The sequence below is a fragment of the Pseudomonas sp. PS01270 genome (genome assembly GCF_029959775.1).
GTDB lineage: Bacteria > Pseudomonadota > Gammaproteobacteria > Pseudomonadales > Pseudomonadaceae > Aquipseudomonas > Aquipseudomonas atacamensis.
In genome coordinates this window covers 1-26,553 of record NZ_JASCPT010000018.1, presented here as the reverse complement: position 1 = coordinate 26,553, position 26,553 = coordinate 1, and the positions used below count along the sequence as shown (strand labels likewise).

Annotated in this window: 25 protein-coding genes and 1 pseudogene; 15 read left to right on the top strand and 11 right to left on the bottom strand. The window is 60.1% G+C overall.

Going from position 1 to position 26,553, the window contains the following annotated elements; all coding sequences use genetic code 11:
• The first annotated feature begins 56 nt into the window (after positions 1 to 56).
• Positions 57 to 542 (top strand): DUF6130 family protein, encoded by a 486-nt coding sequence (locus tag QMX86_RS08440; RefSeq protein ID WP_125927064.1) that lies wholly within the window; start codon positions 57 to 59, stop codon positions 540 to 542.
• 59 nt (positions 543 to 601) lie between these two features.
• On the opposite strand, the gene QMX86_RS08435 is transcribed toward QMX86_RS08440, so the two are convergent.
• The 3 genes from QMX86_RS08435 to QMX86_RS08425 all read right to left on the bottom strand — a co-directional run bounded on the left by QMX86_RS08435 (position 602) and on the right by QMX86_RS08425 (position 3,446).
• Positions 602 to 2,056, bottom strand: coding sequence for a TrkH family potassium uptake protein (locus QMX86_RS08435; protein ID WP_110645319.1), 1,455 nt, complete (start codon positions 2,054 to 2,056; stop codon positions 602 to 604).
• Between the two features lie 284 nt (positions 2,057 to 2,340).
• Positions 2,341 to 2,631 (bottom strand): hypothetical protein, encoded by a 291-nt coding sequence (locus QMX86_RS08430; protein ID WP_110645320.1) that lies wholly within the window; start codon positions 2,629 to 2,631, stop codon positions 2,341 to 2,343.
• Positions 2,628 to 3,446 (bottom strand): NAD(P)H-dependent oxidoreductase, encoded by an 819-nt coding sequence (locus QMX86_RS08425; protein ID WP_110645321.1) that lies wholly within the window; start codon positions 3,444 to 3,446, stop codon positions 2,628 to 2,630. The genes QMX86_RS08430 and QMX86_RS08425 overlap by 4 nt, the downstream gene beginning before the upstream one ends.
• An 89-nt stretch (positions 3,447 to 3,535) precedes the next feature.
• Between QMX86_RS08425 and QMX86_RS08420 the strand changes: the two genes are divergently transcribed.
• On the top strand, positions 3,536 to 4,486 hold the full coding sequence (locus tag QMX86_RS08420; protein WP_024012996.1) for a LysR family transcriptional regulator: 951 nt from the start codon (positions 3,536 to 3,538) through the stop codon (positions 4,484 to 4,486).
• Positions 4,487 to 4,664: 178 nt separating this feature from the next.
• Here QMX86_RS08420 and QMX86_RS08415 read toward each other — a convergent pair whose 3' ends face one another.
• Complete coding sequence (locus tag QMX86_RS08415) at positions 4,665 to 4,976, bottom strand: hypothetical protein (protein WP_024012997.1); 312 nt, start codon at positions 4,974 to 4,976, stop codon at positions 4,665 to 4,667.
• A 354-nt stretch (positions 4,977 to 5,330) separates the two neighbouring features.
• On the opposite strand from QMX86_RS08415, the gene folE reads away from it, so the two are divergent.
• The 5 genes from folE to QMX86_RS08390 all read left to right on the top strand — a co-directional run bounded on the left by folE (position 5,331) and on the right by QMX86_RS08390 (position 8,433).
• Positions 5,331 to 5,888: a GTP cyclohydrolase I FolE gene (gene folE / locus QMX86_RS08410; RefSeq protein ID WP_016774771.1), complete on the top strand. Its 558-nt coding sequence runs from the start codon at positions 5,331 to 5,333 to the stop codon at positions 5,886 to 5,888.
• A 45-nt stretch (positions 5,889 to 5,933) separates the two neighbouring features.
• On the top strand, positions 5,934 to 6,476 hold the full coding sequence (locus QMX86_RS08405) for a DUF3833 domain-containing protein (protein WP_110645322.1): 543 nt from the start codon (positions 5,934 to 5,936) through the stop codon (positions 6,474 to 6,476).
• The gene (locus tag QMX86_RS08400; protein WP_282382871.1) at positions 6,473 to 7,183 is read left to right on the top strand and encodes an SDR family oxidoreductase; all 711 of its coding nucleotides are present in this window, start codon (positions 6,473 to 6,475) and stop codon (positions 7,181 to 7,183) included. Before QMX86_RS08405 ends, QMX86_RS08400 begins: the two co-directional genes overlap by 4 nt.
• A 14-nt stretch (positions 7,184 to 7,197) precedes the next feature.
• Positions 7,198 to 7,503, top strand: a complete 306-nt coding sequence (locus tag QMX86_RS08395; RefSeq protein ID WP_016774774.1) for a DUF6482 family protein — start codon at positions 7,198 to 7,200, stop codon at positions 7,501 to 7,503.
• Positions 7,504 to 7,629: 126 nt separating this feature from the next.
• Positions 7,630 to 8,433 carry a DUF1206 domain-containing protein gene (locus QMX86_RS08390; RefSeq protein ID WP_282382869.1) on the top strand — a complete coding sequence of 268 codons (804 nt, stop codon included), beginning with the start codon at positions 7,630 to 7,632 and terminating at the stop codon, positions 8,431 to 8,433.
• A gap of 42 nt (positions 8,434 to 8,475) precedes the next feature.
• Here QMX86_RS08390 and QMX86_RS08385 read toward each other — a convergent pair whose 3' ends face one another.
• The gene (locus QMX86_RS08385; RefSeq protein ID WP_282382866.1) at positions 8,476 to 9,777 is read right to left on the bottom strand and encodes an Nramp family divalent metal transporter; all 1,302 of its coding nucleotides are present in this window, start codon (positions 9,775 to 9,777) and stop codon (positions 8,476 to 8,478) included.
• 270 nt (positions 9,778 to 10,047) lie between these two features.
• Between QMX86_RS08385 and QMX86_RS08380 the strand changes: the two genes are divergently transcribed.
• Positions 10,048 to 11,178, top strand: a complete 1,131-nt coding sequence (locus QMX86_RS08380; protein WP_282382863.1) for a lactonase family protein — start codon at positions 10,048 to 10,050, stop codon at positions 11,176 to 11,178.
• Between the two features lie 118 nt (positions 11,179 to 11,296).
• The gene (locus QMX86_RS08375; protein ID WP_263217261.1) at positions 11,297 to 12,538 is read left to right on the top strand and encodes an MFS transporter; all 1,242 of its coding nucleotides are present in this window, start codon (positions 11,297 to 11,299) and stop codon (positions 12,536 to 12,538) included.
• Between the two features lies 1 nt (position 12,539).
• Here the strand turns inward: QMX86_RS08375 and QMX86_RS08370 are convergent, their stop codons facing one another.
• The gene (locus QMX86_RS08370; RefSeq protein ID WP_024013004.1) at positions 12,540 to 12,767 is read right to left on the bottom strand and encodes a DUF2790 domain-containing protein; all 228 of its coding nucleotides are present in this window, start codon (positions 12,765 to 12,767) and stop codon (positions 12,540 to 12,542) included.
• A gap of 30 nt (positions 12,768 to 12,797) precedes the next feature.
• On the bottom strand, positions 12,798 to 13,373 hold the full coding sequence (gene rclC, locus QMX86_RS08365; RefSeq protein ID WP_071172487.1) for a reactive chlorine resistance membrane protein RclC: 576 nt from the start codon (positions 13,371 to 13,373) through the stop codon (positions 12,798 to 12,800).
• A 125-nt stretch (positions 13,374 to 13,498) separates the two neighbouring features.
• Here rclC and QMX86_RS08360 point away from each other — a divergent pair, with 125 nt between their 5' ends.
• Complete coding sequence (locus QMX86_RS08360; protein ID WP_282382851.1) at positions 13,499 to 14,404, top strand: AraC family transcriptional regulator; 906 nt, start codon at positions 13,499 to 13,501, stop codon at positions 14,402 to 14,404.
• Between the two features lie 155 nt (positions 14,405 to 14,559).
• The gene (locus tag QMX86_RS08355) at positions 14,560 to 15,336 is read left to right on the top strand and encodes an alpha/beta hydrolase (RefSeq protein ID WP_282382849.1); all 777 of its coding nucleotides are present in this window, start codon (positions 14,560 to 14,562) and stop codon (positions 15,334 to 15,336) included.
• Positions 15,337 to 15,363: 27 nt separating this feature from the next.
• Here QMX86_RS08355 and QMX86_RS08350 read toward each other — a convergent pair whose 3' ends face one another.
• Both QMX86_RS08350 and QMX86_RS08345 read right to left on the bottom strand, forming a co-directional pair.
• Positions 15,364 to 16,284, bottom strand: a complete 921-nt coding sequence (locus QMX86_RS08350; RefSeq protein WP_122610581.1) for a LysR family transcriptional regulator — start codon at positions 16,282 to 16,284, stop codon at positions 15,364 to 15,366.
• Between the two features lie 153 nt (positions 16,285 to 16,437).
• Positions 16,438 to 17,067: a glutathione S-transferase gene (locus QMX86_RS08345; protein ID WP_024013009.1), complete on the bottom strand. Its 630-nt coding sequence runs from the start codon at positions 17,065 to 17,067 to the stop codon at positions 16,438 to 16,440.
• A gap of 285 nt (positions 17,068 to 17,352) precedes the next feature.
• Between QMX86_RS08345 and QMX86_RS08340 the strand changes: the two genes are divergently transcribed.
• Positions 17,353 to 19,404, top strand: a complete 2,052-nt coding sequence (locus QMX86_RS08340) for a pyridoxamine 5'-phosphate oxidase family protein (protein ID WP_282382845.1) — start codon at positions 17,353 to 17,355, stop codon at positions 19,402 to 19,404.
• 18 nt (positions 19,405 to 19,422) lie between these two features.
• Positions 19,423 to 19,635 (top strand): hypothetical protein, encoded by a 213-nt coding sequence (locus QMX86_RS08335; RefSeq protein WP_122706258.1) that lies wholly within the window; start codon positions 19,423 to 19,425, stop codon positions 19,633 to 19,635.
• Here QMX86_RS08335 and gabP read toward each other — a convergent pair.
• Positions 19,632 to 21,038 (bottom strand): GABA permease, encoded by a 1,407-nt coding sequence (gabP, locus tag QMX86_RS08330; protein WP_282382839.1) that lies wholly within the window; start codon positions 21,036 to 21,038, stop codon positions 19,632 to 19,634. The two genes, QMX86_RS08335 and gabP, sit on opposite strands and share 4 nt — an antisense overlap.
• A 235-nt stretch (positions 21,039 to 21,273) precedes the next feature.
• Entirely contained in the window at positions 21,274 to 23,400 is a 2,127-nt protein-coding gene (locus tag QMX86_RS08325) for a TonB-dependent siderophore receptor (protein ID WP_122706260.1), read from the bottom strand.
• 266 nt (positions 23,401 to 23,666) lie between these two features.
• Here QMX86_RS08325 and paoC point away from each other — a divergent pair.
• Positions 23,667 to 25,876, top strand: a pseudogene (gene paoC / locus QMX86_RS08320) (aldehyde oxidoreductase molybdenum-binding subunit PaoC).
• 25 nt (positions 25,877 to 25,901) lie between these two features.
• Complete coding sequence (locus QMX86_RS08315; RefSeq protein ID WP_282382834.1) at positions 25,902 to 26,234, top strand: hypothetical protein; 333 nt, start codon at positions 25,902 to 25,904, stop codon at positions 26,232 to 26,234.
• Positions 26,235 to 26,553: the final 319 nt, after the last annotated feature.

Below are 26,553 nucleotides of genomic sequence, written 5' to 3'. Positions count from 1 at the left end.
ACGGGCAATACCCAGGTTGATCTACGCTTGAATGAAATCACGCGGAGAAACAGATCATGTCCCTCGCTCCCGGAAGTCTATTGGCCCTGGCTTTGGGTGTCTGCTTTTGCACATCCGTACTTGGACAAGGGGCAGCAGACAGCGATTCTCCACCGGCGATACTGCCCTTGGCATCCGAGAGTGCGCCGAGACTCATTGCCTACCCGCCGCTTGCCGAGCCGCTCGCCCGTGGAGTGGTCATCATCCAGTTTCGAACAGAGCACGCCAGGATCATGCCGGTTTTTGGCAAGGTGGCTGCGCAGGTATCACCACGCTTAGGTCACCTTCACGTGACCGTCGATGACTGGAAAGGTACGTGGGCGCACACCAGTGAAGACCCGATTATCCTGGTCGGGCTAACGCCCGGTCCTCACAAGGTTCTCTTGGAAGTGGCCGATCCGACGCACCAGATCATCACCAGTACGACAGTGAGTTTTACAGTACCGGAGAAGAAACCGATGGACGCTCCCCGTACTGACGATCATCACGCGGTAAAACCATGACTGCCGTGCTATTCACCGAAACAGGCAACGATCGGCGTCTCTGCCAACGACTGCCTGGCTCAATATCTCCAGAAAACCGGGGTCACGAGCACCAACACCGTCAGGATTTCCAACCGGCCTAGCAGCATGCCAACGGTGAGTAGCCATTTGGCCGCATCTGGCAGTGACGAGAAATTACCTGCCGGTCCAATAATGGTGCCCAGGCCGGGGCCGACGTTACACACCGCCGTAGCGGCACCGCTCAGGGCGGTAATCCAATCAAGCCCGATCAGAGCCAGGCCCAAAGCGATGGCGGCAATCGTGATGGTGAAAAAAAACGAGAAGGTCAGGAGCGAGCGGACGATTTCCTCGTCGATGGGATGGCCGTTGTATTTTTTCTGAATCACGGCTCGAGGGTGGATCAACTGCTTCAAGCTGCTGACCAGAAGCGCGGCAGCCACCTGAAAACGGAAGATTTTCAGCCCGCCTGCCGTTGAGCCGGAACAGCCTCCGACGAAGGTCAGATAGAAAAACAGCAAAACAGCGAAGCTGCCCCACAAGGTGTAGTCGCCAACTGCAATTCCGGTGGTCGTGACGACCGAGGTCACATTGACCGCCACGATACGAAACGCATCCCACCATCCGTAGTCGCTGTGCAAATACAGCCAGGTACCTACCGCCAACGATGTGACGAGCAGGAATCCAATAAACCCGCGTACCTGGTGGTCCCTGATCAGCGCACGCCGATTGCCGCGACAGGTTGCGACGTACAAGGTGAATGGCAGGCTGCCCAGGATCATGATGACTACCGCCACCCAGTGAATTGCTGGCTGCTCCCAGTGCCCGAGGGAGGAGTCCGACGTCGAGAACCCGCCGGTAGAGATCAACGACATTGCGTGGTTGATCGCTTCGAATGGGGTCATTCCTGCGAGCCAGAGCGCCAAAGTGCCGATACCCGTCAGGCCCAGATAGAGCAAAAGAATGTACTTGGCTGCGACATGAGAACGTGGTGTCACTTTCTCCGACCAGTCCGAGGACTCTGTCTGGAAAAGACGCATGCCGCCGACTCGCAAGAGCGGAAGAATCGCGACAGCCATGCCGATAAAACCGATGCCGCCTAGCCAGTGCAGCATGGAACGCCAGATCAACAAGCCGGGAGAGGCGCTATCCAGACCGGTGAGTACCGTCGAGCCAGTGGTTGTGATGCCCGACATCGTTTCAAAGAACGCATCGGTGTAGCTGATATCGCTGATGAAAACCATGGGTAACGCTGCGAAGGCGCACACAACAACCCAGCTCGCGGTAGTCAGCAGGTACATGTCCCTGGGCCGAAGATTGCCAGTCTCCGGACGCCCTCGCATGATCAACAGCAGACCACAGATGAAGGTAATCAGACTCGACCAGAGAAAGGCCGACAGATCGTCGCTATGCTCATAGACCACCAGCGTCATCATGGGTATAGCCATGCTTACCGCTAGGGTGATCAAAAAAATACCCAAGATGAAGCCGATAAGCCGAATTGCTGCGAGAGACATCACGATAGCGTTCCAAATTAGCGCCGCGCAGTATCGGATGCCCTCAATAAAGAGTGCGTAAATTCTCCGTAAAATTTTGACCTGCAATCAGTCAGGCTGCGGGAGTCAAAGCGTAGCTATGAGTCAATTACAGGCCTTCGCAACAGGCCGGAAACGGCACAAGCCGCCAGTGCCAGCCCTCTTCGCATCAAACGAGTGCCGGCCTGACGCTGCATGCTGCGCGTAAAATCTGGCTACAGCATGCAGCGCCGTGCAAACAGGTGTTGATCTGCGCTGATCGCTCATCAGGAGGAAACGAGTCTCGCGTAATCAGAGAAGGGCTTGAGCGCGCAGTACTGCACGTGTAGCAGATTCCCTTTGACGTAAGGCAGCGCCTCGATGTAATCACGCGCCTCTTCGAAGGTGGCGGATTCCAGTTCAAACGCGGCACCGGGACCATCGGCCAGCCCATGAACTGCGCGCACGATACCGCCAGCGAAGCCTTGCCAAACGTGCACTACCTCCGGTTTCGCCAGCCGCTTGAAGTCTTCTGCCGCTCCATCAGCACGGCGAGTCAGAATCACGAAGGTTTTCATGACACCTCCTCCGTTTTCAGCTGCTTGCGCTGGGTTGTTTCACCATACGCGACGTGCGCCATTATGCCGCTCTGGCCCACGGCCACATGCGGTTTAAGCTCATTGCGGGGAGTGTAGTCCCCACCGTTTTGGGGCCGGAAGGGTATTGGCGCATCTGTGAACAAATCCTCGAGTCGGGTGCGCCAAGCCTCTTTGGCTGCGACGGCATCTGCGGCGGTCAAGTTGCCAGTGCCGTATATGGCGAACGTCGGCAGCACATCGAACCCAGGAAAGTAGAGCGAGCCGTGCGTGATCGGAAATAGCAATTGCTCGAGTGGTCCGTTGATGCCGCGCGGCGAATAGTCATCTGCGGGGCCGCCGACAGCGACTGACAACATGGCCCGCTTGCCTTTGAAAGCGCCGTCACCATAGCGGTAGGCGTTGCCAGCGTCCTTGTAGCCGTGGGCGAGTCCGGCTGCCCAGACGCGATCTATCCATCCCTTCATGATGGCCGGCATGCCGTACCACCAAAGCGGAAACTGGAAGATGACAACGTCTGCCGCTAGAACCTTGTCTTGCTCCGCCGCCACGTCAGAGCTTTGGCTGCGATGACGATAGGCGTGGGCGGACTCTGCTCCGAACGAAAGCCGCTGAGGGTTGGCCCGCTGAGGAAAGTCGTGCTCGTCGAATATCGCTTTCCAGCCCATGGCGTATAGATCGGATTGCAGGACCTCGTGTCCTTGCGCAGTCAAGCATTCAACAGACACATCCACCAGTTGCCGCGTTAGCGACGAAGGCTCGGGATGGGCATAGATGATCAGTACTTTTTTCGACATGAAGGACGGCTCCGCTGTGATTTCGAAGGAGTGTCGCGGGGCTCGGGCCATCTGTGAAATCGCAAAAGTTTGCTGCTAACATAAGATCGATGGATACCAGACGCCTTGATCTAAATCTGCTTGTGACGTTGGAGGCCCTTCTCATTGAGCAGAACGTGACCCGGGCCGCCGCTCGTCTGCATTTGAGCCAGCCAGCAGTCAGCGCTCAGTTGAGCCGTCTCCGCGACGTCTTCAACGACCCTCTTCTGATCCCCGCGCAGCGTGGAATGACGCCCACCGTCAAAGCCTTGGAGCTGCTCGTGCCGCTTCGCCAGGCACTTGACCAGGTAAGGGCGACGGTCACTACTCATCTGAATTTCGAGCCCGCGACGGCGAGCCTGACGGTATCAATCGCCTGCACGGATTACGTGCAGGCGGTTTTGATCAAACATCTCGTTGTCGCCATGCGACGCGAAGCGCCGGGTGTTCGCATCGCACTGCGCATCCTGGACGTACCACAGCTGGAGCTGCAGATGACCCGCGGCGAGGTGGATCTGGCCGTGATAAACATGAACGGGGTTCCGCCCGCACTGCACTCGCAACACCTCTATGATGAGAGTTACTTACTGATCGGGCGTCGTGGGCATCCAAGCCTGCGCGCGGACCTGACCGTGGATGAGTTCGCGCAGCTGGAACATGTCGTGGTGTCACTGCGCGGCGGAGGCTTCTCTACCTCGGTGGATCACGCCTTGGTAGCGCGCGGGCTGCGGCGTAACGTCGTTCATTCAGCGTCGTCATTCCTTCCAGTACCGGAGTTGGTCGCGCAGTCGGATTGTGTGGCCCTGGTTCCAAGTCGTCTTGTAGACGGTCGCAGCGAGCAACTGCTGTGCGTAGCCCCTCCCTTGCCGGTGGAAGGTTTTGCGATTGGCTTGTTCTGGCATGAGCGGTCGAATGGGCACGCCGGCTTCAAATGGGTACGTGAGTTCATCACTCGCGTGGCCGATTCTCGTGCATCCGATTATGGCAACCCAAGAACTCTGGCAACCTTAAAACCCGTCTAGACAAGCTAGCGTGTCGAGTACTCGATAGGTCAAAGGCTCGCTGGTTGGCTCGCTCTTGCAAGCTCGTTGAGGCAATAAATCTACATCCATCTACGTATGGCCGATTATGGTTTTATCGGCATACCTGAATGACTGTTTTTGGCCGGAAGCTGCCTCCCACGCAGCGAACCGTGAATGGTCACTCGTCAAACAAGGTCCAGCCATGGCAAATGCCGGCAAAGTCTTTTGCCGTAAAAAATAATGTCAGTTCCTTTGGGTCAAATTCTTTGTAGAGCCAATGCCCAGGAATGGGGCCTCTCGTTATCACGTATTCCAAGCGGTATTTTTGAACGGGTCCAAAACCGAAGGAGTGTGAATTCAACTCAAACCTGTCACCTCTGTTGAGCGCCCATAGCTTTTCAACAAGGCAGTCATCAAGCACCACCTCTCCTGCTACCTCAACGAGATACTTTGAATGAAGTTTCTGTTGAAGCCTAACGCTTCTGGCCATGCATCAACCTACCTCTGAACAGTCCGAGCATCGGCACAATAATACTTGAACATGATGATGACCGCTTTGGGTTGAAAAAAGTGCGTTGGGCGTCCGCTTTTGGTCGATAGCTGCCGTTCGCCACTGGCAGCTATCAGCTGAGACGCTCATACATCTGGCCCAAGCAAACCACTCACCAAACCTGGCCCCAGCTTTTTCCTGCCTGCAATCCCAAACCCGCACAAAAAAACCACCGATGCGTTGTCAGTTGATCCTTTTCAGCCTATCTTCAATAAAACCTATACAGCCAACCTGTATGCGTACAACCTTTTCACCCGACTGTGTCCCTAACCCGCACCGCCACGAGTAACCCGAATGAGCCCACTACTAGCCAGCCATTACCGTGAAATCCTCGTTGGCGTCGGTGAAAACCCGGAACGCGAGGGTTTGCTGGACACGCCCCAGCGCGCCGCCAAGGCGATGCAATACCTGTGCAACGGTTACGCGATGAGCCTGGAAGACGTCACCAACGGTGCGCTGTTCGAGTCGCAGAGCGATGAGATGGTGATCGTCAGCGATATCGAGCTTTATTCGCTGTGTGAGCATCACATGCTGCCGTTTATTGGCAAGGCGCATGTGGCGTATATCCCTACTGGCCGGGTGTTGGGGCTGTCGAAGGTCGCGCGGGTGGTCGACATGTTCGCGCGGCGTCTGCAGATCCAGGAAAACCTTACTCGGCAGATTGCTCAGGCGATCCAGCAGATCACCGATGCCGCCGGCGTCGCGGTGGTTATTGAAGCCAGGCACATGTGCATGATGATGCGCGGCGTCGAGAAGCAGAATTCGATCATGACCTCCTCGGTCATGCTCGGTGCCTTTCGCGACAGCTCGACGACGCGGCAGGAATTTCTCCAGCTCATCGGTCGGCGTTAGCCCTATACACAGCCTGTTAACTGTACAAGCTCAAGGAGTTCGAAGATGACCCGATTTCTCCTGCTGTTAGGACTGGCGCTCAGCATCGCAAGCTGCGGCAGTGTCGATGTTGCTCGTTACGCGGATCAGCAACCGGCACTGAATCTGGAGCAGTTTTTCAGTCAGCCCGTCAAGGCCTGGGGGATGTTTCAAAAGCGCAACGGCGAAGTGGTCAAGCGGTTTGAGGTCGATATTGCCAGCCGTCGTGAAGGTGAAAACCTGATCCTCGACGAGCGTTTTCTTTACAGCGACGGCACCCGTGAGCGTCGGGTCTGGACCCTCACTCCCGGGGGCAATGGTCAGTGGAGCGGTCGCGCGCACGATGTGGTCGGGGTTGCGCAGGGCCAGATCGCAGGCAACACCTTCCACTGGCGTTATCGCCTGAACCTGCCAGTCGACGACTCGACCTACGAGATGAGCATGGACGACTGGATGTACCTGGTCGACGAAGACACGTTGATCAACCGCACCCGTATGTCCAAGTGGGGTTTCGAAGTCGGTCAGGTGACGGTGTTCTTCCGGCGCCAGAACGCTGGGGCGAACCCATGAGCAGTGGGTTGACCCTGGCCTCGTTCGGCGACGGTTATCGCGCTCTGGTGATCGGCGCCAATGGCGCCCTCGGCACGGCGTTTTGCCAACATTTGAAACAGGATCCACGCTGCGCCACCGTCCGTGCGCTGGGACGCCAGACTGTGCCGAAGCTCGACCTCGAGCAGCCCGAAACGATCGCCAGCGCCGCCGCCGAACTGGCAGGCGAAGCGCCCTATCACCTGATCATTCACGCGGCCGGCCTGCTCCATCGCGACCAAGTCAAGCCGGAAAAAAGCTACAGCGCAATCGAAGCCGAGTCGCTGCAGGCCGTATTCCAGGTCAACACGCTGGGGCCGGCGTTGCTGCTGCGCGACTTTCTGCCATTGCTTGCGCCTCAAGGCGCGATGGCGATGCTTTCGGCAAAAGTCGGCAGCATCGGCGACAACCGTTTGGGCGGCTGGTACGCCTATCGCGCCTCCAAGGCTGCGCTGAACATGTTGATCAAGACCGCCGCCATCGAGCTTTCGCGCACGCGCCCGCAGAGTCGCTTGCTCAGCCTGCACCCAGGCACGGTGGTCTCGCCGTTGTCGCAACCTTTTCGCGGAGCCTCAAGCGCCCGCCCGGCAGACATTGCCGCTGCGCAATTACTGAGTCTGATTGACACGCTGACGCCGGCCGATAGCGGCCATTTCTTCGCCTACGATGGAGAACGCCTGCCCTGGTAGGCAAGGAGTGAAGCATGAATCTGCAAACCCTCACCGAACGTGCGGCCAACAGTGAAGTTCGCGAACTGGAGCTGCTGTCACTCGAAGGTGGTTTTTATCTGGCGCGGATTCGCGTGGATCAAGGGCAGTTCACCTTGCTCGATGACGCGGCCAAGCCAATGCACCTGCGTTCGATCACCCACCTGCGCGACTTGCTGCAAACCGTCCCGGCGTTTCCCTGCGTACTGGTGCAACAATGCGTGCACGACGAAATGTGTGGCCGGGATTCAGGGCCGGTCGAAGAGCTGCGCATTCCATTTTCGCTGACCACGCCGTTATGACGCCGAAGCGAGGCAAGCGCTGCATGGCAGGCTGATAAGGCGCGCGTCGCCCATCGGCGACGCATTTATCGAACCCCTGCCCCGTCCACGGGTCTGCTTCACATCGATTCCCTGGAAGTAAAACCCATGTCCACTCAACACACGCTTGTCCTGCTTGCCCGAGGCGGATACGCCGCGCGCGGCGTTCTGTATCTGATCATCGGCATCTTCGCGCTGCTGGCGGCGCACGACTCCACCAAACCGAAAGACAGTCACAAAAGCCTTGAAGCATTGCTCAGCCAGCCGTTCGGCTACGTGCTGATCGGTGTTGTGGTCGCCGGCCTGCTGGCCTTCGCCGCCTGGCGTGCGCTGCAAGCGATCCGCGATGTCGACCACCACGGCAGCGAGTTCAAAGGCCTGGTCATTCGCGCAGGTCTGCTCGCCGGCGGGCTGGTCAACGCGGCGCTGGCCTTCTTTGCCTTGGGCCTGTTGGTGAGTGGCCTCAGGAGTTCGGGCGGTTCCGGCGATGGCAAGACGAAGGATCTGCTCGCGCAGCTGCTGTCATTCGAGCACTCGAACCTGTTGATCTACATGATTGCGCTGATCCCGCTGGGTGTCGGTATCGCCCACATCATCAAAGGCTGGAAAGCCACGTTCGAGAAGTACTTCGAAGCGGATGACGAAGTGATGCGCTACGTGCGCCCGGTGTCGCGCTTTGGCTTGATCGCCCGAGGCGTGGTGTTTATCGAGATTGCAGTGTTGATGGTGGTCAGCGGCTCGGTTTATCAAGCGACCAATCCACCCGGCATGAAGGAAGCGCTGGATGCTTTGCAGAATCTGCCGGCAGGCGGCGTGCTGTTGATGCTGATGGCGTTGGGGCTGATCGCGTTTTCGGTGTACAGCTTTTCCGAAGCGGCCTGGCGCCGGATCGAAATGGATGTGCCGTTGTAAGCGGCCATTCGAGGGGGCGTGTGCCCCCTCGACTTTTCGTCATCAAGTGAACAGATCAACGCCCAACTGAAACGCTACCCAGAGCGCCAGCCCGGTAGCGAAAAGCAGCGCGATGTTTTCAAACAGGTTGTTGCGGTACTTCTTGTCCAGCAGCGATTTCTGGTTGGACATGATCAGCAAGCCCAGGGAAATCACCGGCAAACCAATGATGTTCAATGCGCTGACACCAATGGTCAGAGTCACGAAATCCGGCATGCCCGGCATCGACCAGATCAGCGGCGTGACCAGGATGAACAGCATGAACCACTTGTGCATCGGGTCATGATGGAACTCTTTGCCGTACTTCTCGCGACGCTCAGGACGAACATGCTGGAAGGCATCGGTGATCAGCATCGGAAACGCCGTGGTCTTGCCTGAAATACTGGCGAACAGCGTCGCGAACACACCGATGAAGAACACGTACCAGCCGATCGGGCCGAAGAAGATTTCCAGCGCCTTGCCCAGATCGCCCAAGGTTTTCACCTCGATGCCGTTGGGCCGCAGGATTTCCGCACCGACGATCCAGATCGCCAGGTTGATGATGATCCCGACGAACACCGCAAACAGCAGATCGTTACGCTGAATGCGCTTGTGCTGCGGCCCGGTCCAGCCTTTCTGGCGCATGACATAGGGGTGCACGAAGTTGGCGATCGAGCCGGCAACCGCGCCGATCACCGAGACCGCCACCAGCAACGCGCCATGCACGCCTTCGTCCGGTGGAATGCTGAAGCCGATGGTGCCTTTGATGATGCCGCTGACATCCGGACCGGACATCACCGCCAAAGCGATGAACGCCAGGGTCATGATCGCCAGCAGCAGCTTCATCACGCCTTCGATCATCGTGTAGATGTTGCGCCCGACCAGCATCCAGACCGCCAGCACCACCGCCACCGAGCACAGCAATGGCTGATCGATCTTGAACAGCATCGCCAGCGACTCCCCTGCCCCCTTGATCATGTAGGCGTTCATCAAGTGCCCCATCAACAGGGCATAAACCAGCATGAACCAGGCAAACACCGGGTTGAGCTGGGCGTAGCCCTGCAGAATGGTCATGCCCTGGTTATTGCACAGCTGGAACCGGGCAATGATGTTGACGATCAGGTATCTCAACAGCAAAGAGACCGCCAGCACCCACATCATCGCGTAGCCGTAGTTCGCACCGGCCACTGAAGACGTGATGAGATCGCCCGCACCGAGCCACGACAGCACGGCGATAATGCCGGGGCCGAGCAGTTTCAGCGTACGCAGGAACAGGTTTTGCGGTTTTGCAGCGGCCTGATGATCGAGTGGAGCCATGCTCGTCATAGGGGGTATCTCCGTTATTGTTTTTGTGAGAACTGATGCACTGCGCACATTAGGTAGGATGTCGTACAACAACGCTAACGGGAGAGTATGTAAAAATGTTTCACAACTCGCTGATTACCGTGCTGCTCGATCATTTCTGATGATCAACATCCTCTAATACGCGTCTATAAAACTAGGCTAGGCGACGTTCCAGCTCCATGAAATAGACATTGAAGCCTTCGTCAATCACTCATAGGATGACTGATCACAACAACAATAAGGCTGAAAATGATGAACAGAACGCTCTTGATTGCTGCGCTCGCCTCCACGTTGAGCGTGACGGCCAATGCCGCCACCTATGCCTACATCTCAAGCCCCGGTGACGGTCTGATCTCGCAGTATCGCCTTGATCAGAGCAACGGCGCGCTTACCCTGGTCGAACAGATTCAGGCCGGTGATCAGGTCAATCCCATGGCTCTCTCCCCGGATGGCAAGGTGCTGTTTGCAGCCTTGCGCGTCAAACCTTTTCAGGTGCTGGGTTACCGGATCGATCGCCAAAGCGGTCGCCTGACAAAATTCACCCAAGCTCCGCTGGCAGAGAGCATGGCCTACTTGTCGACCGATCGAAAAGGTCGCTACCTGCTCGCCGCGTCCTACGGCGCCGATACCCTCAGCGTTCAAAAGATCGGCGAGGATCATCAGCCTTCCGCCGACATCCTGCGTTATCCGACCGGCCTGCACGCGCATTCGATTCGCACCGAGCCGAGCAATCGCTTTGCCTACGCTGGCAACCTGGGCACCGACAAGGTGCTGCAATATCGCCTGGATGCCGAGACTGGCGAGCTCAGCCCGATCGGCAACGGCTCGGTCAGTGTCCCGGATAAAACCGGCCCCCGGCACCTGGCGTTCTCGCCGAACGGCAAATTCCTTTACGTGGTCGGTGAAATGAGCGGCACCGTGACCGCGTTTTCAATCGACGACGCCAGCGGCGCGTTAATGCAGATCGGTGTGGCCAACGGCATTCCCGAACGCTTGCAACTGGCCCACGGCGAAGTCCGTGATGCGCGCAACAACGACCTCAAAGACGATCCGACCCCGCGCATCTGGGCTGCCGACCTGCGCATGTCGCCGGATGGAAAACTGCTGCTGATGAGTGAGCGCACCAGCAGCAGCGTTTCGGCATTTGCCGTGGATCCGGCAACGGGAGGACTGACGTTTCTCGACAACTACCCGGTGCAAGAACAGCAACCGCGAAATATCGCCTTCTCCCCCGATGGCCGCTGGCTGCTGGTGACGGGCGAGAAAAGCGCCAAGGTCGGTACGTACGCGGTCAGCAAGGATGGCGCGCTGAAGCGTGTCGGTGAAGCGGCCTCCGGCAAAGGCGCGTTATGGATCGAAGTACTGCAAACGCCTGATGCATGAATATCTGCGGAGCAGCAATTGCTCCGCCGTCCTGCAACTAATCCCCCGCCGCTTCGGTCATTAGGTTTGCCGAGGTTGATACATTTACGCAGACCTCACTTTCAAGAGACTGCCCACCGTGATCAGCCATCTCGATCGCCGCAACAACCGCTCGCTGGACAGTCTGAATTTCTTTCTCGCCGATGTCCGCGACGGCCTCGGGCCGTACCTCGCCATCTACTTGCTCGCCGTGCACCACTGGGACCCGGCGAGCATCGGCGTGGTCATGACCCTCGCCGGCATTGCCGCGCTGGTCACGCAGACGCCCGCTGGTGCGCTGGTTGACAGCAGCCGGGCGAAACGGGCGCTGGTCATCATCGCCGCGCTGTTGGTCACGGTGAGTTGTCTGCTGCTGCCGTTCATTTCGTCATTCAGTCTGGTGGCATTGACTCAAGCCTTGAGCGCGGCGGCAGCGTCAATTTTCGCCCCGGCGATTTCCGCGATCACCCTGGGCATCACCGGCCCGCGAGCATTCACCCGGCGTACCGGTCGCAACGAGACGTTCAACCACGCCGGCAACGCGTGCGCAGCGTTGTTGGCCGGTTTGTTTGCGTATCTGTTCGGTCCGGTGGCGGTGTTTTATCTGATGGCGGTCATGGCGCTGGCCAGCGTGATTGCCGTGCTGTTCGTCTCGGCCGAGGCGATTGATCACGATGTCGCGCGCGGCCTCCAGCCTGGCGATCAAAGCCATCAGCCGTCCGGATTCAAGGTACTGCTGAGCAATCGCCCGTTGCTGATGTTTGCCCTGTGCTGCGCGCTGTTCCACTTGGCCAACGCGGCGATGCTGCCGCTGGTGAGCCAGAAACTCGCGCAAGCCAACTTGCACATGGCCACGCCGCTGACGTCGGCGTGCATCGTCGCAGCCCAACTGGTGATGGTGCCGATGGCGCTGCTGGCCGGTGCGAAAGCCGATGTCTGGGGGCGCAAACCGTTATTGCTGGCGGGTTTTCTGATCCTGCCGCTGCGTGGCTTGCTCTACACCTTCTCGGATGATTCGTACTGGCTGGTCGCCGTGCAGTTGCTCGACGGCGTCGGCGCTGGGCTGTTCGGCGCGCTGTTCCCGGTGATGGTCAAGGATCTGACCCTCGGCTCCGGGCATTTCAATGTCAGCCTCGGCGCGCTGACCACAGCGTTTGGCCTGGGCGCGGCGCTGAGCAATGGACTGGCCGGATTCGTCGTCGAGGCCGCCGGTTACAGCGCGGCATTCCTGACTCTCGCCACCATCGCAGCGGCTGCATTCCTGCTGCTGTTGATCGCTGTTCCGGAAACGCTGCAGCGGACTGAGCAATTCGAGTCCGCTGCAGTTATGGGCCAAACCTGAGCTAATCGCCACCGCAGCCATTGCCGAGCACGTTGTACGTGGCGACATGCCGCTGGCCGTGGCTGTCTTCATAGACGACCTCCACCGGAACAATTCCGCAGGCGGCGCTGGTGTCGGTGATGCTGATGGTTTTGGCGATATCCAGTGGTACGCCGGTTTGTGCAGGTTCGGTGGCGGCGAAGACGTTGCCGGCGAGGATGGCCAGGGTCAAAGCAATAAACGTTTTCATGGTGTGATCTCTCTATAAAGGATGAGGAATTCAGGCCTGACGTTCAGTCAGCAATTGGCGCGCGGAATCGGCCATGACCGGCAGCGCTCCGGCGAGCATCAGGACGTCTTTGAGCACCAGGCGTCCGGCGCCGGACAGATAGGGAAAGCCATGCTGACCATCGCCCAGCGCAGCGACCCAGGCTTCAGGCGTGGTGACCAGAAAGCTCAGGGTCACCAGCGGCGTAGCGAACGCCAGCGCGCCACCGAGCAGGCCGGTGCGGCGGGAAAGCGGGTTGGACAGGACCAGCAGACCGATGACGATTTCCACCACGCCAAGCCCGGTGGAAAAGCCGTAGGTGTTGTTCGCGGTCTGCCAGGCGCGCTTGTCGGCGTTCAGCTCGCCCTCATGGGTCAGGTGCGCCTTGTAGTCCTGCGGGTGTTCGTAGAAGAACGACATCACCGGGCTGTTGGCGACGAAGGGCGTGATGCTGTCGGCTTCGTACGGGACGAATTTCAGCGCGCCGATCCACAGGAAGACGATGGCGATGGCCACGCGCATCAGCGGGATACCGAGGCGATCGAGTTTGCCGAGCTGTTGTAGTCCGGCGTTGATTGAGGTGAACATGCGACTTCTCCAGATCAATGAAAGTGGAGTCAGTCTGCGGTGCTACCGAATCGCGCTTTTGTCGGTCATGCTCAACGTCTTGCTCAATCGTCTCAACTTTGCGGATTCCTTCGTGATGGGTGCCAATGAACTCGCTCGATAAGCTCATCAGCCTGGCCAACGTGCGCGGCAGCCTCGATCTGCGTTGCCAGTTTCAAGGCGACTGGGCGCGCGATCATCAACAGGAAGCCTTGGGCAAGGCGCCCTATCACATCGTGCTCAAAGGTGAATGCCGGGTGGAACTGGCCAGCGGGCAACGCCTGGCGATGCGTGCTGGCGATATTCTGCTGTTGCCACGGGGTACGCCGCATGTGCTGCACAGTGCCGGCAAAAATGTAGCGCCGATGTCGCCAACGCTGGTTCCCGGCGGGGTGTTGCCGATCTATCGGCTGGGTGGCGCGAGCGCCGATCTGGACATGCTCTGCGGTGGTTTTCATTACAACCGCGCGTCGATGCTGTTCGCCGCCCTCCCCGATTACCTGTTGATTGCCAACGATGGCCTGCCGGTCGATCAGCCGCTGACCGCCCTGATTGCGCTGTTGCGCAGCGAAGCCGACAGCGAACAGCCGGGCGCGCGGTTCCTCCTCGATTCACTGTCCCAAGCCTTGTTCACCTTGATTCTGCGTGCGCACCTGGCCCGTGCGGAGCAGGACAAGAGCACCCTGGCGCTGCTCGGCGACCAGCGCCTGGGCCGCACCTGTCAGGCGATATTGGCTGACCCAGCGCACGAATGGACCATCGAGGCCATGGCCGACACCGCGAACATGTCCCGTGCAACGTTCATGCGCACCTTCGCCCGGGTCGCTGGCGTATCGCCGTGGGTGCTGCTGACTCAATTGCGCATGGAGCTGGCGTTCAGTCTGCTCAGCCATTCGCATCTGGGCCTGAATGACATTGCCGTGCAGGTCGGCTATCAGTCGCAGGCTGCCTTCAGCAAGAAATTCAAGGAAATCTACGGCGAGGCCCCGGGCAAAGTCCGCCGCGCGATCTGAGCGGATGGATCGCTTTGTATCAGCGTGTAGCTTTCGCCGCCCCAGATACACACGCATGCGAAGTTCGGCCGTGCGCACACACAACTGACACATTTAGCGCGCTAAATACCACTGTCGCTTCCATTCCTACCTTAACCAATCGACAGGACATCACCATGAACAAAGTCTTCGCAACCCTCGCCCTTACCGCCGCCATGTTCGGCGCCACCGCTGCGTTCGCCGCGCCGGTCAAACCCACCGTGGTGCTGGTGCACGGTGCCTTCGCCGATTCGAGCAGCTGGAACGGCGTGGTCAAGATTCTCGAGAAGGATGGCTACCCGGTGATCGCCGCTGCCAACCCGCTGCGCTCGGTCAAGAGTGATGCGCAATCAGTGGCGGATGTGCTGGCCAGCGTGAAAAACCCGGTGGTGTTGGTCGGCCACTCTTACGGTGGCCCGGTGATCAGCGAAGCCGCTTACGGCAATGCCAATGTCAAAGCGCTGGTGTACGTCGCAGCTTTTGCACCGGAAAAGGGTGAAACCGCCGCTGAACTGTCCGGGCGTTTCCCTGGCAGCACCCTCGGCCCGACCCTGTCGGCCCCGGTTGAGCTGGCCGATGGTGGCAAGGATTTGTACATCCAGCAGGACAAATTCCACGATCAGTTCGCTGCCGATGTTTCCCCGGCAGATGCGAAATTGATGGCCGCGACCCAGCGCCCAGTGACCGTCGCCGCACTCAACGAAGCCGCCACCGAGCCTGCATGGAAAACCGTGCCGTCGTACTTCGTCTACGGTGACCAGGACAAGAACATCCCGGCGCAAGCCCTGGCGTTCATGGCCGAGCGCGCGCACTCCAAGCAGACCGTCGTGGTCAAAGGCGCGTCGCACGTGGTGATGGTGTCCAACCCGAAAGCCGTCGCCAGCCTGATCGAAACCGCTGCGGCCGCGAAGTGATCCATCGCTGAGTTGAACCTTGAAGCCTTAGCCGTGAACCCTGTTCACGGCTTTCAGCGCTGGGTGGTGTTGCAGCCGCTCGCTGAGGAAATCGACAAACGTGCGCACCTTCGCCGGTACGCGCGGATGTTTCAGATAGACCAGTTGCACCGGTAACGCCGGCGGCTCATAGGCCTGCAACACCAATTCCAGTTCACCGGCCGCAACCTGGCTGGCGACTTGATAAGACAGCACCCGGGTAATGCCCCAACCGGAACTGGCGATGTTGATCGCCGCCTGATTCGCGGTGACCACCAGACGCGGCTCGAAGCGAAAACTCAACGGCCCGTCGGCATGGGCGAATTGCCAATCGCTGAGCAAATGACTGGCGGACGACATGACGATATTGGCGCGGCTCAGCTCGTTCGGATGTTGCGGTCGGCCATAGCGGGCGAAGTAATCGGGGGTGCCGCAGATGACCTGCCGGACCTCGCCGACCTTGATCGCATGCTGATTGTTCTCGTGCAGATGGCCGATGCGCACGGCGACATCGATACCCTCTTCCGCCATGTTCACCACGCGATCAACCAGCAAGGCCTTCAGATGCACTGAAGGAAACGCGTCGACGTATTGAGCCAGCAACGGCGCGATGAACAGTTCGCCAAACAGCACCGACGCGGTCACGCTCAAATGCCCGCACGGCACCCGATAACTGCCGGCAGCGGCCTCTTCGGCTTCGTCGACGTCGCACAGAATTCTTCGGCAATCGTCCAGATAACGATGCCCGGCTTCGGTCAGGTGCAGGCTGCGCGTGGTGCGCGACAACAGACGCGTGCCGATGCGTTGTTCCAGCGCGGCAATGGCGCGGGTGACGCTGGGGGGCGAGGTGTTCAAACGCCGGGCCGCCGCCGCAAAGCCACCCTCCTCGGCCACGGCCAGGAACATGCGCATTTCCTGAAAACGATCCATAGGCGGGAACCTGGAGAAAATTCTGAAAATCCACTGAACCCTGTGGGAGCGAGCTCGCTCGCGAATGCGTCCGGTCAGTCAACATTGATGCTGAATGACACACCGCCTTCGCGAGCAAGCTCGCTCCCACAGGATTAATGAAGCGTGCTGAACCTAAGCTGTTTGCAGGCCCACCGCTGTGCGCTGCATGCCGACGAACTTGGGCAGCGCCTCAACCCGCGCCAGCCACGCCCGCACATTCGGGTAATCCTCCAGCGAGACGTTGCCTTCCGGTGCGTGGGCGACGTAAGTGTAGGCGGCCACATCGGCAACGGTTGCCTTGTCGCCGGCAAGGAATGCGCTGTTGGCCAACTCGTCTTCCATCACTTGCAATAAAGCGTGGGAACGCTTGATCGCATCAGCCGCGTCGTAACCGGCGCCGAACACCGTGATCAAGCGCGCTGTGGCCGGGCCGGAGCTGATCTGCCCGGCGGCCACCGATAACCAGCGTTGCACCTTGGCTTGCTCGACCGGATCGCTCGGCAGCCACTGGCCGTTGCCGTATTTGCTTGCCAAATAAACCAGAATGCCGTTGGAATCCGCGAGCACCGTGCCGTTGTCATCAATCACCGGCACTTGGCCGAAACGGTTGAGGGCGAGGAATTCAGGGGTTTTGTGTGCGCCCTTCATCAGGTCGACGAACACCAGTTCGGTCGGCACATCCAGCAGGGACAACATCAACTCGACGCGATGCGAGTGGCCGGACAACGGATGGCGGTACAGTTTGACGGCTGACTGGGACATGACGTGCTCCTGGATTATTTGAGGTCGACCCGCTGATCGTGTCGATGGGGCTCATCCTGCTCCCCTGCCGCAAATCGCGGAATCCTCAGCAAATACAATCGAGCATTTCAGCCAGTGAAATAATCACCCGCCTCCTTAGGCGCGCGCATGGATCATTTCACCGAGTGAAACAGTGGATTGCAGTTTCTGGCCATTCCCTCGCAACCGGCCGGGGGCGAACATGAGCCCACTTGAGCTTCAGCCCCAGGCGGCTCACCGGCCCGTTTGTACCCGAGGAGAATCGAAATGGACACAGCGTCGAAACCGCAGCCCTCGCCCTGGCATGAAGGTGAGCTGACCCTGCAACGTGCCGTCGGCGCGGTGGAGATGATGGTCGGTGTCGGCCAGCGGCAACTGGCCCGCGACTGGATGCCGGACCAGCACCGCGAATTCTATGCGCAACTGCCCTTCGTCGTGCTCGGCGCCGTTGATGGCCAGGGCGATCCGTGGGCGACGCTGCGCACCGGTCAACCGGGGTTCATGGATTCGCCGTCAGCACAGGTTCTGAAGATCAAACTCGACGCGCAGCCCAACGACCCGGCCAATCAAGGCCTGCAACCCGGCGATGCGATCGGCATGCTCGGCATCGAGCTGCACACCCGTCGGCGCAATCGCATGAACGGCAATATCAGCCGCCGCGATGACAACATTCTTGAGATCGGCGTGACCCAGGCTTACGGCAACTGCCCGCGCTACATCAATCTGCGCCACTACGCGTTCGTCGACGAAACCACCGACACTGCGCTCGACTTGTCTGTCAGCGAACCCTTGGTGCGCGACATGATCACCGCCGCCGACTCGTTCTACGTGGCCACTTACGTGGTGCGCGACGGCGAGCGCCAGGTCGATGTGTCCCATCGCGGTGGCAAATCCGGCTTCGTGCACATGGACGAGGACGGCACCCTGACCATCCCGGATTTCTCCGGCAATCTGTTCTTCAACACCTTGGGCAACATCCTGCTCAACCCGCGCGCCGGGCTGACCTTTATCGATTTCGAAAGCGGCGATCTGTTGCAGATGACCGGCAGCGCAGAAGTGCTGCTCGACGATCCGCAAATCGCCGCGTTCCAGGGCGCCGAGCGCCTGTGGCGCTTCAAGCCGCAGCGCATCGTTTATCGTCAGGCCGCATTGCCACTGCGCTGGGCCGAGCAGCCGGAAGGCGATTCGCCCAATTCGCAAATGACCGGCAGCTGGGAACAGACCCGCGAACGTCTGCAGGCCGAGGCGCTGCGCAACCAATGGCGTGCGCTGCACGTAACGCGTGTAGTCGATGAGAGTCCGCAGATCCGCTCCTTTTACCTGCAAGCCAACGACGGCTTCGGCCTGCCGCGCTTCGAACCGGGCCAGCACTTGCCGATCAAGGTCTTGCTCGACGGTCAGGATGCCGCGTCGATCCGCACCTACAGCGTGTCCAGCGCGCCGTCGGACGAGTTCCTGCGCATCAGCGTCAAACGCGACGGCTCGGTATCCTCGCATCTGCATGATCGGGTCCAGGCACTGGATTTGATCGAAGCCCGCGCCCCGCAAGGCGACTTCACCGTCGACGCCACCGAACGTCGGCCACTGGTGCTGTTGGCCGCTGGCGTTGGGGTGACGCCGTTGCTGTCGATGCTGCGCGAGGTGGTCTATCAGGGCAAACGCATCAGCCGCATGCGCCCGACCTGGGTGGTGCAAAGCAGTCGCACCGTCGAGGATCTGGCCTTTCGCGAAGAAATCGACGCCTTGGCTGCGCGCGCCGGTGACAAGGTCAAGGTGCTGCGCGTGGTCAGCCAGCCGCCGCTGGACGCAACAGCGCAGGGTTACGATCATGCCGGGCGCATCGACATGGCCTTGCTGAAGAGCCTGCTGCCGCTGGATGACTACGATTTCTACCTGTGCGGCCCGGGCAGTTTTACCCAGGCGCTGTACGACGGCCTGCGCAAAATGCGCATTCCCGATGATCGCATCCACGCCGAAACCTTCGGCCCGTCGACGCTGATCCGCGATGTCGAAATCAGCACCCCGGCGCCGCCGCAAGTGCCGGTCGCGGAAGAGCCGGTCAAGGTGTTGTTCGCCACGTCCGGCAAGGAAGCACGCTGGGAACCGGGCAGCGGCACCTTGCTGGAACTGGCCGAGGCGCGTGGCTTGAACCCGGAGTTCAGCTGTCGCGGCGGCTCGTGCGGCACCTGCAAAACCCGCCTTACCAGCGGCCAGGTGCACTACCTCACCCCGCCGGCCATGCGCCTGGCGGACGACGAAGTGCTGATCTGCTGCGCCGCCCCGGCGCAGGGCAGCGAAACCCTGGTGCTGGACGTTTGAATCATGAGGAGGTGCGCCATGAAGCCGTATGCAGAAACCAACGTGGTTTGGCCGCAAGAGAACACCGGACTGTCCGCCAGTGAATGCGAACGCAGCTTTTTGCTGCCGCAATTGATGGGCTCGCTCGCCGGTGAAACCTGCGCGTTGACGGGCTCATTCAATCAACGTGAGCATCTGCCTTCGAGCCCGAACGGCTGGTTTTCCCGCGGGCTCAAGGCGTTGTTTGCTTAGGCTTTGCTAACAGCCGCCACCCCGCCCGCCGGCCGGTGCTGGCGGCTGGTGACCAGGCCAATGAACGAGATCAGCAGCGCCAGGCCAATGGTCGAAGTCACTTCCAGGCGATGTTCAGGGGTGATCATCATCACCGCCAACGCCGCGCAGATAAAGGCGATGACCAGCCAGGTGAGCCAGGGAAACAGCCACATGCGCAAGGTCATTTCGACCTTTTCCCGTTCAAGTTGGCGGCGCATGCGCAACTGCGAAATGGCGATCACCAGATACACCAGCAAGGCGATTGCGCCGGAGCTGGCGAGCAGGAACTGGAACAGCCCGGCCGGCATGAAATAGCTGAGTAACGTCACGCCTGCGCCAATCACCGTGCTGGCAATGACCGCCGCGCGTGGCACGCCGGCCGCCGAAGTCACCTTCAATGCCGGCGGCGCATCGCCGCGTCGGCCCAGCGAATAGAGCATGCGCGAGGAAATGTAGATCGAGGAGTTCATGCAACTGGCCACCGCGATCAACACGACCACGTCGACGAGGAATTTGGCGTTGGGGATGTTCATCAGTTCCAGTGCGCGCTGGTAGGAACCGACCGAGGCGAGTTGCGGGTCATTCCAAGGCACCACGGAAATCACCACGAAGATCGACAGCAAATAAAAAATGCCGATGCGCCAGATCACCGAGCGCGTGGCCTTGGCGATGTTCTGCGCCGGATTGTTCGATTCCGCAGCGGCGATGGTCACCGCTTCGGTGCCGATGAAACTGAACATGATGGTGATGAACGCGCCGACCACCGCCGACATGCCGTTGGGCGCAAAGCCGCCGTGCTCGGCCATCAGCGTGCTCAAGCCACTGGCTTCGCGCTCGGGAATCCAGCCCATCAGCACCGCAAAACCCAGGCCGATGAAACCGATAATCGCGATGACCTTGGCCATGGCGAACCAGAATTCGAACTCACCGTATTTCGACACGCTGAACAGGTTGGTGATCACCAGCAGCACGATCGACAGCAAGGCGAACAACCAGGCATCGACCTGGGGAAACCACTGATTGAGTACGTGACCGGCGGCCAGTGCTTCGATGGGAATCACCAGCACCCAGAACCACCAGTAGAGCCAGCCGATGGTGAACCCGGCCCAGCGGCCAATGGCTTGATCGGCGTAGGTGGAAAACGAGCCGGTGTCGGGATGCGCCACCGCCATTTCGCCGAGCATGCGCATCACCAGCACGACCAGCAGACCGGAGAACAGATACGCGAGCAGCACCGCAGGTCCTGCGGCGGCGATGGCGTGGCCTGAGCCAACGAAAAGTCCTGCGCCGATGATGCCGGCAATGGAAAGCATGGTGACGTGACGCGGTTTGAAACCTTGCGCCAACTGACCGTTGGAGTCCTTGGGGTTCAGGCTAGTCATGGGTTCTTATTGTTCTCATGATCGACGTTTGGGCCACTGACTGAGCGTCAGGCGATCATCATTTCCGGTGGCGGCATCAGGCGAAAGCTGCGACGCAGACGCTTTGCCGACGAAATGATGCTTCACCTTACGTGGCCCGACCGCCGCGCAACTAGCCTGAGTGCGGCATGCCGATGTCTGATTTCGACATGCCACTCTCAGGCCAGCATGGGCCGGCGGCAACCGCTGCGGCGATTTACAGCGTGTAGGAAATCCCCACCTGCACGGTTCGCGGCGCGCCCGGGTAGGCGTAAACGTTGCCGAAGGCGCCTTCTTCGTAGTCGCGGTCGAAGATGTTTTTCACATCGAGGTTGAGCCGCACTTTATCGTTGACCTTGTAGAAGCTCAGCAGGTCGACCACGGTGTAACTGCCCATGGAAAACGCGGTGTTGGCGGTCTGCCCGGCGCGCTCGTCGACGTATTTCAGGCCGGTGCCAAGGCCAAGGCCTTTGAGCGTGCCGTCCTGGAATTCGTACATGTTGAGCAGGCTGAAGCTGTTCTTCGGGATGTTCAGCAGTCGGGTGCCGGAGCGCAGCGTGTTGTCCTTGGTCACCTCGGCGTCGACGTAAGCGTAACCGCCGACCACTCGCCACTCCGGGGTGAGATTGCCGGTGACATTGACGTCGAAACCACGGCTGCGCACTTCACCGGCGGCGACGCTGAAGGTCGAATCCACCGGGTCGGTGGTCAGCACATTGCGTTTTTCGATCTGGTAGATCGCCGCGTCGACGCTCAACTGCTGATCCAGCGCTTCCCACTTCACGCCCATCTCGTAGGACTTGCCTTTCTCTGGAGCGAAGCCGCCGCCTTCGCGACTGGCGCCGGTGTTGGGCTTGAACGAGCGCGCGGTGTTGGCGTAGACCGCCAGGGTATCGGTCAAATCGTAGGTGATGCCGATACGCGGGGTGACGGCGTTGTCGCTGGCCTGCCAGCTCTTGCCGCCGGGCACGTAGGTTTCGTAATCGTGCTCGAAGCGCTCGAAACGTGCGCCGGCCAGCACTTTCAGTTTGTCGGTCAGGGCTACCTGATCCTGCACGAATGCCGCGTAGGTCTTGAGGTTCTCTTTGTCGTGAGTCGGTGTGCGGGTCAGCGCCGGGCGTGGCTGGCCGTAGACCGGATTGAAGATGTCGATCGGGTAGGCACTGACCGCGCCGCTGGAGCGCTGGATGATCGACTTGTAATCGTAATCTTCATACTCGATGCCGGTGAGCAAGGTGTGCTGCAGACCGCCAGTGTCGAAATGCCCGGTGAGGTTGAGCTGGGTGTCCTTATCGGTCCACTCCAGCTTGCGGTAGTTGAAGTTGCGCCCCAGCGTGCGGCCGTCAGCGGCAATGCCGTTGGCCTCGATCGCATTGCCCTTGAGCGAGCCGTCGAGCCACTGGAATCCACCGCCGAGGGTCCAGTCGTCGTTGAGCATGTGCTCGAAACGCAACTGCGCCATGTTGTTGTCGTTGTGCAGCTTGCCGACGTCCTTCTCGCCAAAGAAGGTATCGCGCGAGGCAGTGCCGATCTGCGCCGGGTAGCGCGTCACGCCGCGATCGAGCGGCGCGTTGTTGCGCATGAAATCGCCTTCGAAAATCAGCTTGGTCGCATCGGTGGCCTGCCAGGTCAGCACCGGCGTGATGCCGTAGCGCTCGGTCTCGACATGATCGCGGAAGGTGTCACCGCCCTCGCCCACCACATTCAAGCGATAGGCCAGACGCCCTTCTTCATCCAGCGGCCCGGAAGCGTCGAGGGTGCCGCGCTTCATGCCTTGGTCGTTCAATTGGCTGCCTAACGTAACGGTGCGCTCGGGCAACGGCTGTTTCGACACCACGTTGAAGGTACCGCCAGGATCGCCACGGCCATAGAGCATGGTCGCCGGGCCGCGCAGCACTTCCAGACGCTCGATGGTGTTGGCATCGGGCATGTTCGGGTAGCCACGGTTGATCGGGAAACCGTTGCGGTAGAACTCGCCCGTAGTGAAGCCGCGCACGGTGAACGTGGTCAGGCCCTGCCCACCGAAATTGTTCGCGCGACCGACGCCACCGGCGTAATCCAGCGCATCCTGCAAACGCGTGGCGCCGAGGTCTTCGACGGCGTCCTTGGTCACCACGCTGATTGACTGCGGGGTTTCATGAATCGAAGTGTCGGTGCGCGTGGCGCTGGCCGAACGCGTCGCGCGATAGCCTTGCACCGGGCCGTCTGCCCGTTCGTAATCCGCTGTGCCGACTACGTCGGTGGCTTCCAGCTCAAGCGTTGAAGAAGTCGGTTCGGCTGACTCAGCCCACGAGGAAGAAGACAACGCCTGCAGCACACAAATGGAAAGCAGAGTTCGACGCATGAGGTGAAAACCTTTACGAATAGGCCAGAACGAAGGGCAAAACCGCCAGTGAAAACGTCGCGCATGGTATACGGTCGCATTAGTAATTGAAACGTATTCCTATTTGTCATGTTGATCAGGATTGGTGAGCGAGATTCATCATTCCATCCTGAAACCGCGCATTATCAGCAGCGCGTCGATGGCCTAGGCTCGTAGAGATCCGACGTCAATCGATGGCTGCGCCGCGCTACGTGGGCGCCGCCAGCCTGTCTGAAAGGAATTTGCAGATGAAAATCGACACCCCGGCCGGCTCCAATCCGATCGACCAGCTGAACGTCATCGGCCAACCTGCCGACCGCATCGACGGCAAGCTGAAAACCACCGGCACCGCCCCTACGCCTACGAGCAAAACGCAGCGGTGCCGGACGCCGCCTATGGCTATATCGTCGGCGCCGGGATCGGCAAGGGGCGCATTGCCTCGATCAATTCGACGCAAGCGCGGGAAGCGTCCGGGGTGATTGCCATCGTCACTTACGAAAACGCCGGGGCATTGGCCAAAGGCGAGTTTTACGTAGCCAGGGCCTTGGCCGGGCCGCAGGTCGATCACTATCACCAGGCCGTGGCGATTGTCGTCGCAGACACTTTTGAACAGGCGCGCGCGGCCGCCGGCTTGCTCGACATCCGCTACGTGGCCGAGCCAGGTTCATTCGATCTGGCGGCTGCGAAAGACTCCGCAACCCCACCGCCACCGGCCGGTTTCGGCCCGCCGCCGCAGACCCGCGTCGGTGACTTCGAAGGCGCCTTCAACGCTGCGCCCGTGCAAATCGATCAGCACTACAGCACGCCTGACCAGGCCCACGCGATGATGGAACCGCACGCAACCATTGCCCGCTGGAGTGGCAAGCAATTGACCTTGTGGACATCGATCCAACAGATCAACTGGGGCGTGCGCGATCTGGCGAAAACCCTCGGCATCGCCAAGGAAGATGTGCGCCTGATCTCGCCGTATATCGGCGGTGGCTTCGGCGGTAAGGGCACGATTCTTTGCGACGCAGTGTTGGCATCCCTGGCCGCTCGACATGCCGGGCGACCGGTGAAAGTCGCGCTGCCGCGGCCGCTGATGTTCAACAACCTCACCCATCGTCCGGCGACGCTTCAGCGCCTGCGCATCGGTGCCAACCGTAACGGCGTGATCACCGCGATCGGCCACGAGAGCTGGTCGGGCAATCTGCGCGGCGGACGCGCCGAAGCGGCCACCGCGTCAACCCGCTTGCTTTACGCCGGTGCCAATCGGATGACCCGTTTGAATCTCGCCGTGCTCGATCTCGCCGAGGGTTCGGCGATGCGCGCGCCGGGCGAGGCACCGGGGATGATGGCGCTGGAAATCGCCATGGATGAACTGGCCGAAAAGCTGCAGATGGATCCGCTGCAACTGCGCATCCTCAACGATTCGCAGGTCGATCCGGAGCAACCGGCGCGGCCGTTCTCCAAACGGCAGTTGGTGGAATGCCTGAACACTGGGGCCGAACGCTTTGGCTGGCGTCAGCGCAACCCTCAACCCGCTCAGCGCCGTGAGGGCGGTTGGCTGATCGGCATCGGGCTGGCCTCGGCGATTCGCGGCGCACCGACGACCGCTTCGGCGGCGCGGGTGCATCTCGATCGTCAAGGCGTCATCACCGTGGAAACCGACATGACCGACATCGGCACCGGCAGTTACACCATCATCGCCCAGACCGCTGCCGAAATGATGGGCGTGCCGCTGGAGCGTGTCGTGGTGCATTTGGGCGATTCGCGGTTTCCGGAATCGTCGGGCTCCGGCGGCCAGTGGGGCGCGGCCTCCTCCACTGCCGGCGTGTATGCCGCGTGTGTGAAACTGCGTGAAGCCGCTGCTCGCGCCGTCGGGATTGACCCGCAGCAAGCCGAGTTTGTCGATGCACAGATTCGCGCAGGCTCGCAGCAGGTTGCCTTGGCTCAGGCCGCAGCCAATGGCGAGCTGACGGGCGAGGACCTCATGGAATACGGCGATCTGGCCGAGCGTTTTGCCCAGCAGACTTTCGGCGCGCATTTCGCCGAGGTCGCGGTCAATGCGGCGACCGGCGAAATTCGCCTGCGCCGGCAACTGGCCGTGTGCGCCGCCGGGCGCATCCTCAACCCGAAAACCGCGCGCAGCCAGATCATCGGCGGCATGACCATGGGCGCCGGCGCGGCATTGATGGAAGAGCTGGCGGTGGATCATCGAATCGGCTTTTTCGTCAATCACGATCTGGCCGGATACGAGGTGCCGGTGCACGCCGACATTCCCCATCAGGAAGTGATCTTTCTCGATGAAGTCGACCCGTATGCCACCCCGCTGAAAGCCAAAGGCGTTGGCGAGTTGGGTATCAGCGGCGCGGCGGCGGCGATCGCCAATGCGATCTATAACGCTTGCGGCGTGCGGGTGCGCGATTATCCGATTACGCTGGATAAACTCATCGGCGAGTTGTCCTACCCGGTCTGAGACTGGATCACGCAGGATATCGCCCATGTACCCCACCACCCCCGATGGCCGCTATTTTGTGGTCAAGCAACAGCTGTGGCGTTGCAGCAATCCATCACTGCCAGCCGCCGAGCGTGAGGCATTTGTAGCCGAACTCATGTCAGCGCGGCGTGCGGTCAAAGAGGCAAAGCGTGCGGAGGATGCACAGGCGTTGATGTCGGCGAGAGCTCGCGTCAACGACGCCAAAGTCGCGCTGGGTGAGCGCGGGCCGGTGTGGTGGGATGACGGCAGCCCGGATTACAACCGATTCAAAGTGAGCAATACACCGTATGCGCAGTGGTTTGCCCAACTGCCAGACAAGAACGGCGGACCTGCCTGAGTACTGATGGCCTGTAGAACCCCAATCAAACAAGCAACGCAGGTCCCCTGTGGGAGCGAGCTTGCTCGCGAATGCATTGGGTCAGGCAATGAAGATGTTGAATGTGCCGCCCTCTTCGCGAGCAAGCTCGCTCCCACATTGGATTTTGCATGTCGCCGGGATTTGGCACACGCCGCGAAAACCTGTGGGAGCGAGCTTGCTCGCGAATGCATTGGGTCAGGCAATGAAGATGTTGAATGTGCCGCCGTCTTCGCGAGCAGGCTCGCTCCCCCACTGGATTTTTGATTTGGCCGGGATTTTGCACACGCCGCGAAAACCT

Bases quoted from the DNA above. Each gene is read 5' to 3' on its own strand.
- QMX86_RS08415 (WP_024012997.1), bottom strand. From the start codon at position 4,976: ATGGCCAGAAGCGTTAGGCTTCAACAGAAACTTCATTCAAAGTATCTC.
- QMX86_RS08430 (WP_110645320.1), bottom strand. From the start codon at position 2,631: ATGAAAACCTTCGTGATTCTGACTCGCCGTGCTGATGGAGCGGCAGAA.
- QMX86_RS08370 (WP_024013004.1), bottom strand. From the start codon at position 12,767: ATGAAAACGTTTATTGCTTTGACCCTGGCCATCCTCGCCGGCAACGTC.
- QMX86_RS08405 (WP_110645322.1), top strand. From the start codon at position 5,934: ATGACCCGATTTCTCCTGCTGTTAGGACTGGCGCTCAGCATCGCAAGC.
- QMX86_RS08360 (WP_282382851.1), top strand. From the start codon at position 13,499: ATGAACTCGCTCGATAAGCTCATCAGCCTGGCCAACGTGCGCGGCAGC.
- QMX86_RS08380 (WP_282382863.1), top strand. From the start codon at position 10,048: ATGAACAGAACGCTCTTGATTGCTGCGCTCGCCTCCACGTTGAGCGTG.
- QMX86_RS08355 (WP_282382849.1), top strand. From the start codon at position 14,560: ATGAACAAAGTCTTCGCAACCCTCGCCCTTACCGCCGCCATGTTCGGC.
- QMX86_RS08420 (WP_024012996.1), top strand. From the start codon at position 3,536: ATGGATACCAGACGCCTTGATCTAAATCTGCTTGTGACGTTGGAGGCC.
- rclC (WP_071172487.1), bottom strand. From the start codon at position 13,373: ATGTTCACCTCAATCAACGCCGGACTACAACAGCTCGGCAAACTCGAT.
- QMX86_RS08425 (WP_110645321.1), bottom strand. From the start codon at position 3,446: ATGTCGAAAAAAGTACTGATCATCTATGCCCATCCCGAGCCTTCGTCG.
- folE (WP_016774771.1), top strand. From the start codon at position 5,331: ATGAGCCCACTACTAGCCAGCCATTACCGTGAAATCCTCGTTGGCGTC.
- QMX86_RS08395 (WP_016774774.1), top strand. From the start codon at position 7,198: ATGAATCTGCAAACCCTCACCGAACGTGCGGCCAACAGTGAAGTTCGC.
- QMX86_RS08340 (WP_282382845.1), top strand. From the start codon at position 17,353: ATGGACACAGCGTCGAAACCGCAGCCCTCGCCCTGGCATGAAGGTGAG.
- QMX86_RS08335 (WP_122706258.1), top strand. From the start codon at position 19,423: ATGAAGCCGTATGCAGAAACCAACGTGGTTTGGCCGCAAGAGAACACC.
- QMX86_RS08345 (WP_024013009.1), bottom strand. From the start codon at position 17,067: ATGTCCCAGTCAGCCGTCAAACTGTACCGCCATCCGTTGTCCGGCCAC.
- QMX86_RS08390 (WP_282382869.1), top strand. From the start codon at position 7,630: ATGTCCACTCAACACACGCTTGTCCTGCTTGCCCGAGGCGGATACGCC.
- QMX86_RS08325 (WP_122706260.1), bottom strand. From the start codon at position 23,400: ATGCGTCGAACTCTGCTTTCCATTTGTGTGCTGCAGGCGTTGTCTTCT.
- QMX86_RS08315 (WP_282382834.1), top strand. From the start codon at position 25,902: ATGTACCCCACCACCCCCGATGGCCGCTATTTTGTGGTCAAGCAACAG.
- QMX86_RS08435 (WP_110645319.1), bottom strand. From the start codon at position 2,056: ATGTCTCTCGCAGCAATTCGGCTTATCGGCTTCATCTTGGGTATTTTT.
- QMX86_RS08440 (WP_125927064.1), top strand. From the start codon at position 57: ATGTCCCTCGCTCCCGGAAGTCTATTGGCCCTGGCTTTGGGTGTCTGC.
- QMX86_RS08400 (WP_282382871.1), top strand. From the start codon at position 6,473: ATGAGCAGTGGGTTGACCCTGGCCTCGTTCGGCGACGGTTATCGCGCT.
- gabP (WP_282382839.1), bottom strand. From the start codon at position 21,038: ATGACTAGCCTGAACCCCAAGGACTCCAACGGTCAGTTGGCGCAAGGT.
- QMX86_RS08385 (WP_282382866.1), bottom strand. From the start codon at position 9,777: ATGACGAGCATGGCTCCACTCGATCATCAGGCCGCTGCAAAACCGCAA.
- QMX86_RS08350 (WP_122610581.1), bottom strand. From the start codon at position 16,284: ATGGATCGTTTTCAGGAAATGCGCATGTTCCTGGCCGTGGCCGAGGAG.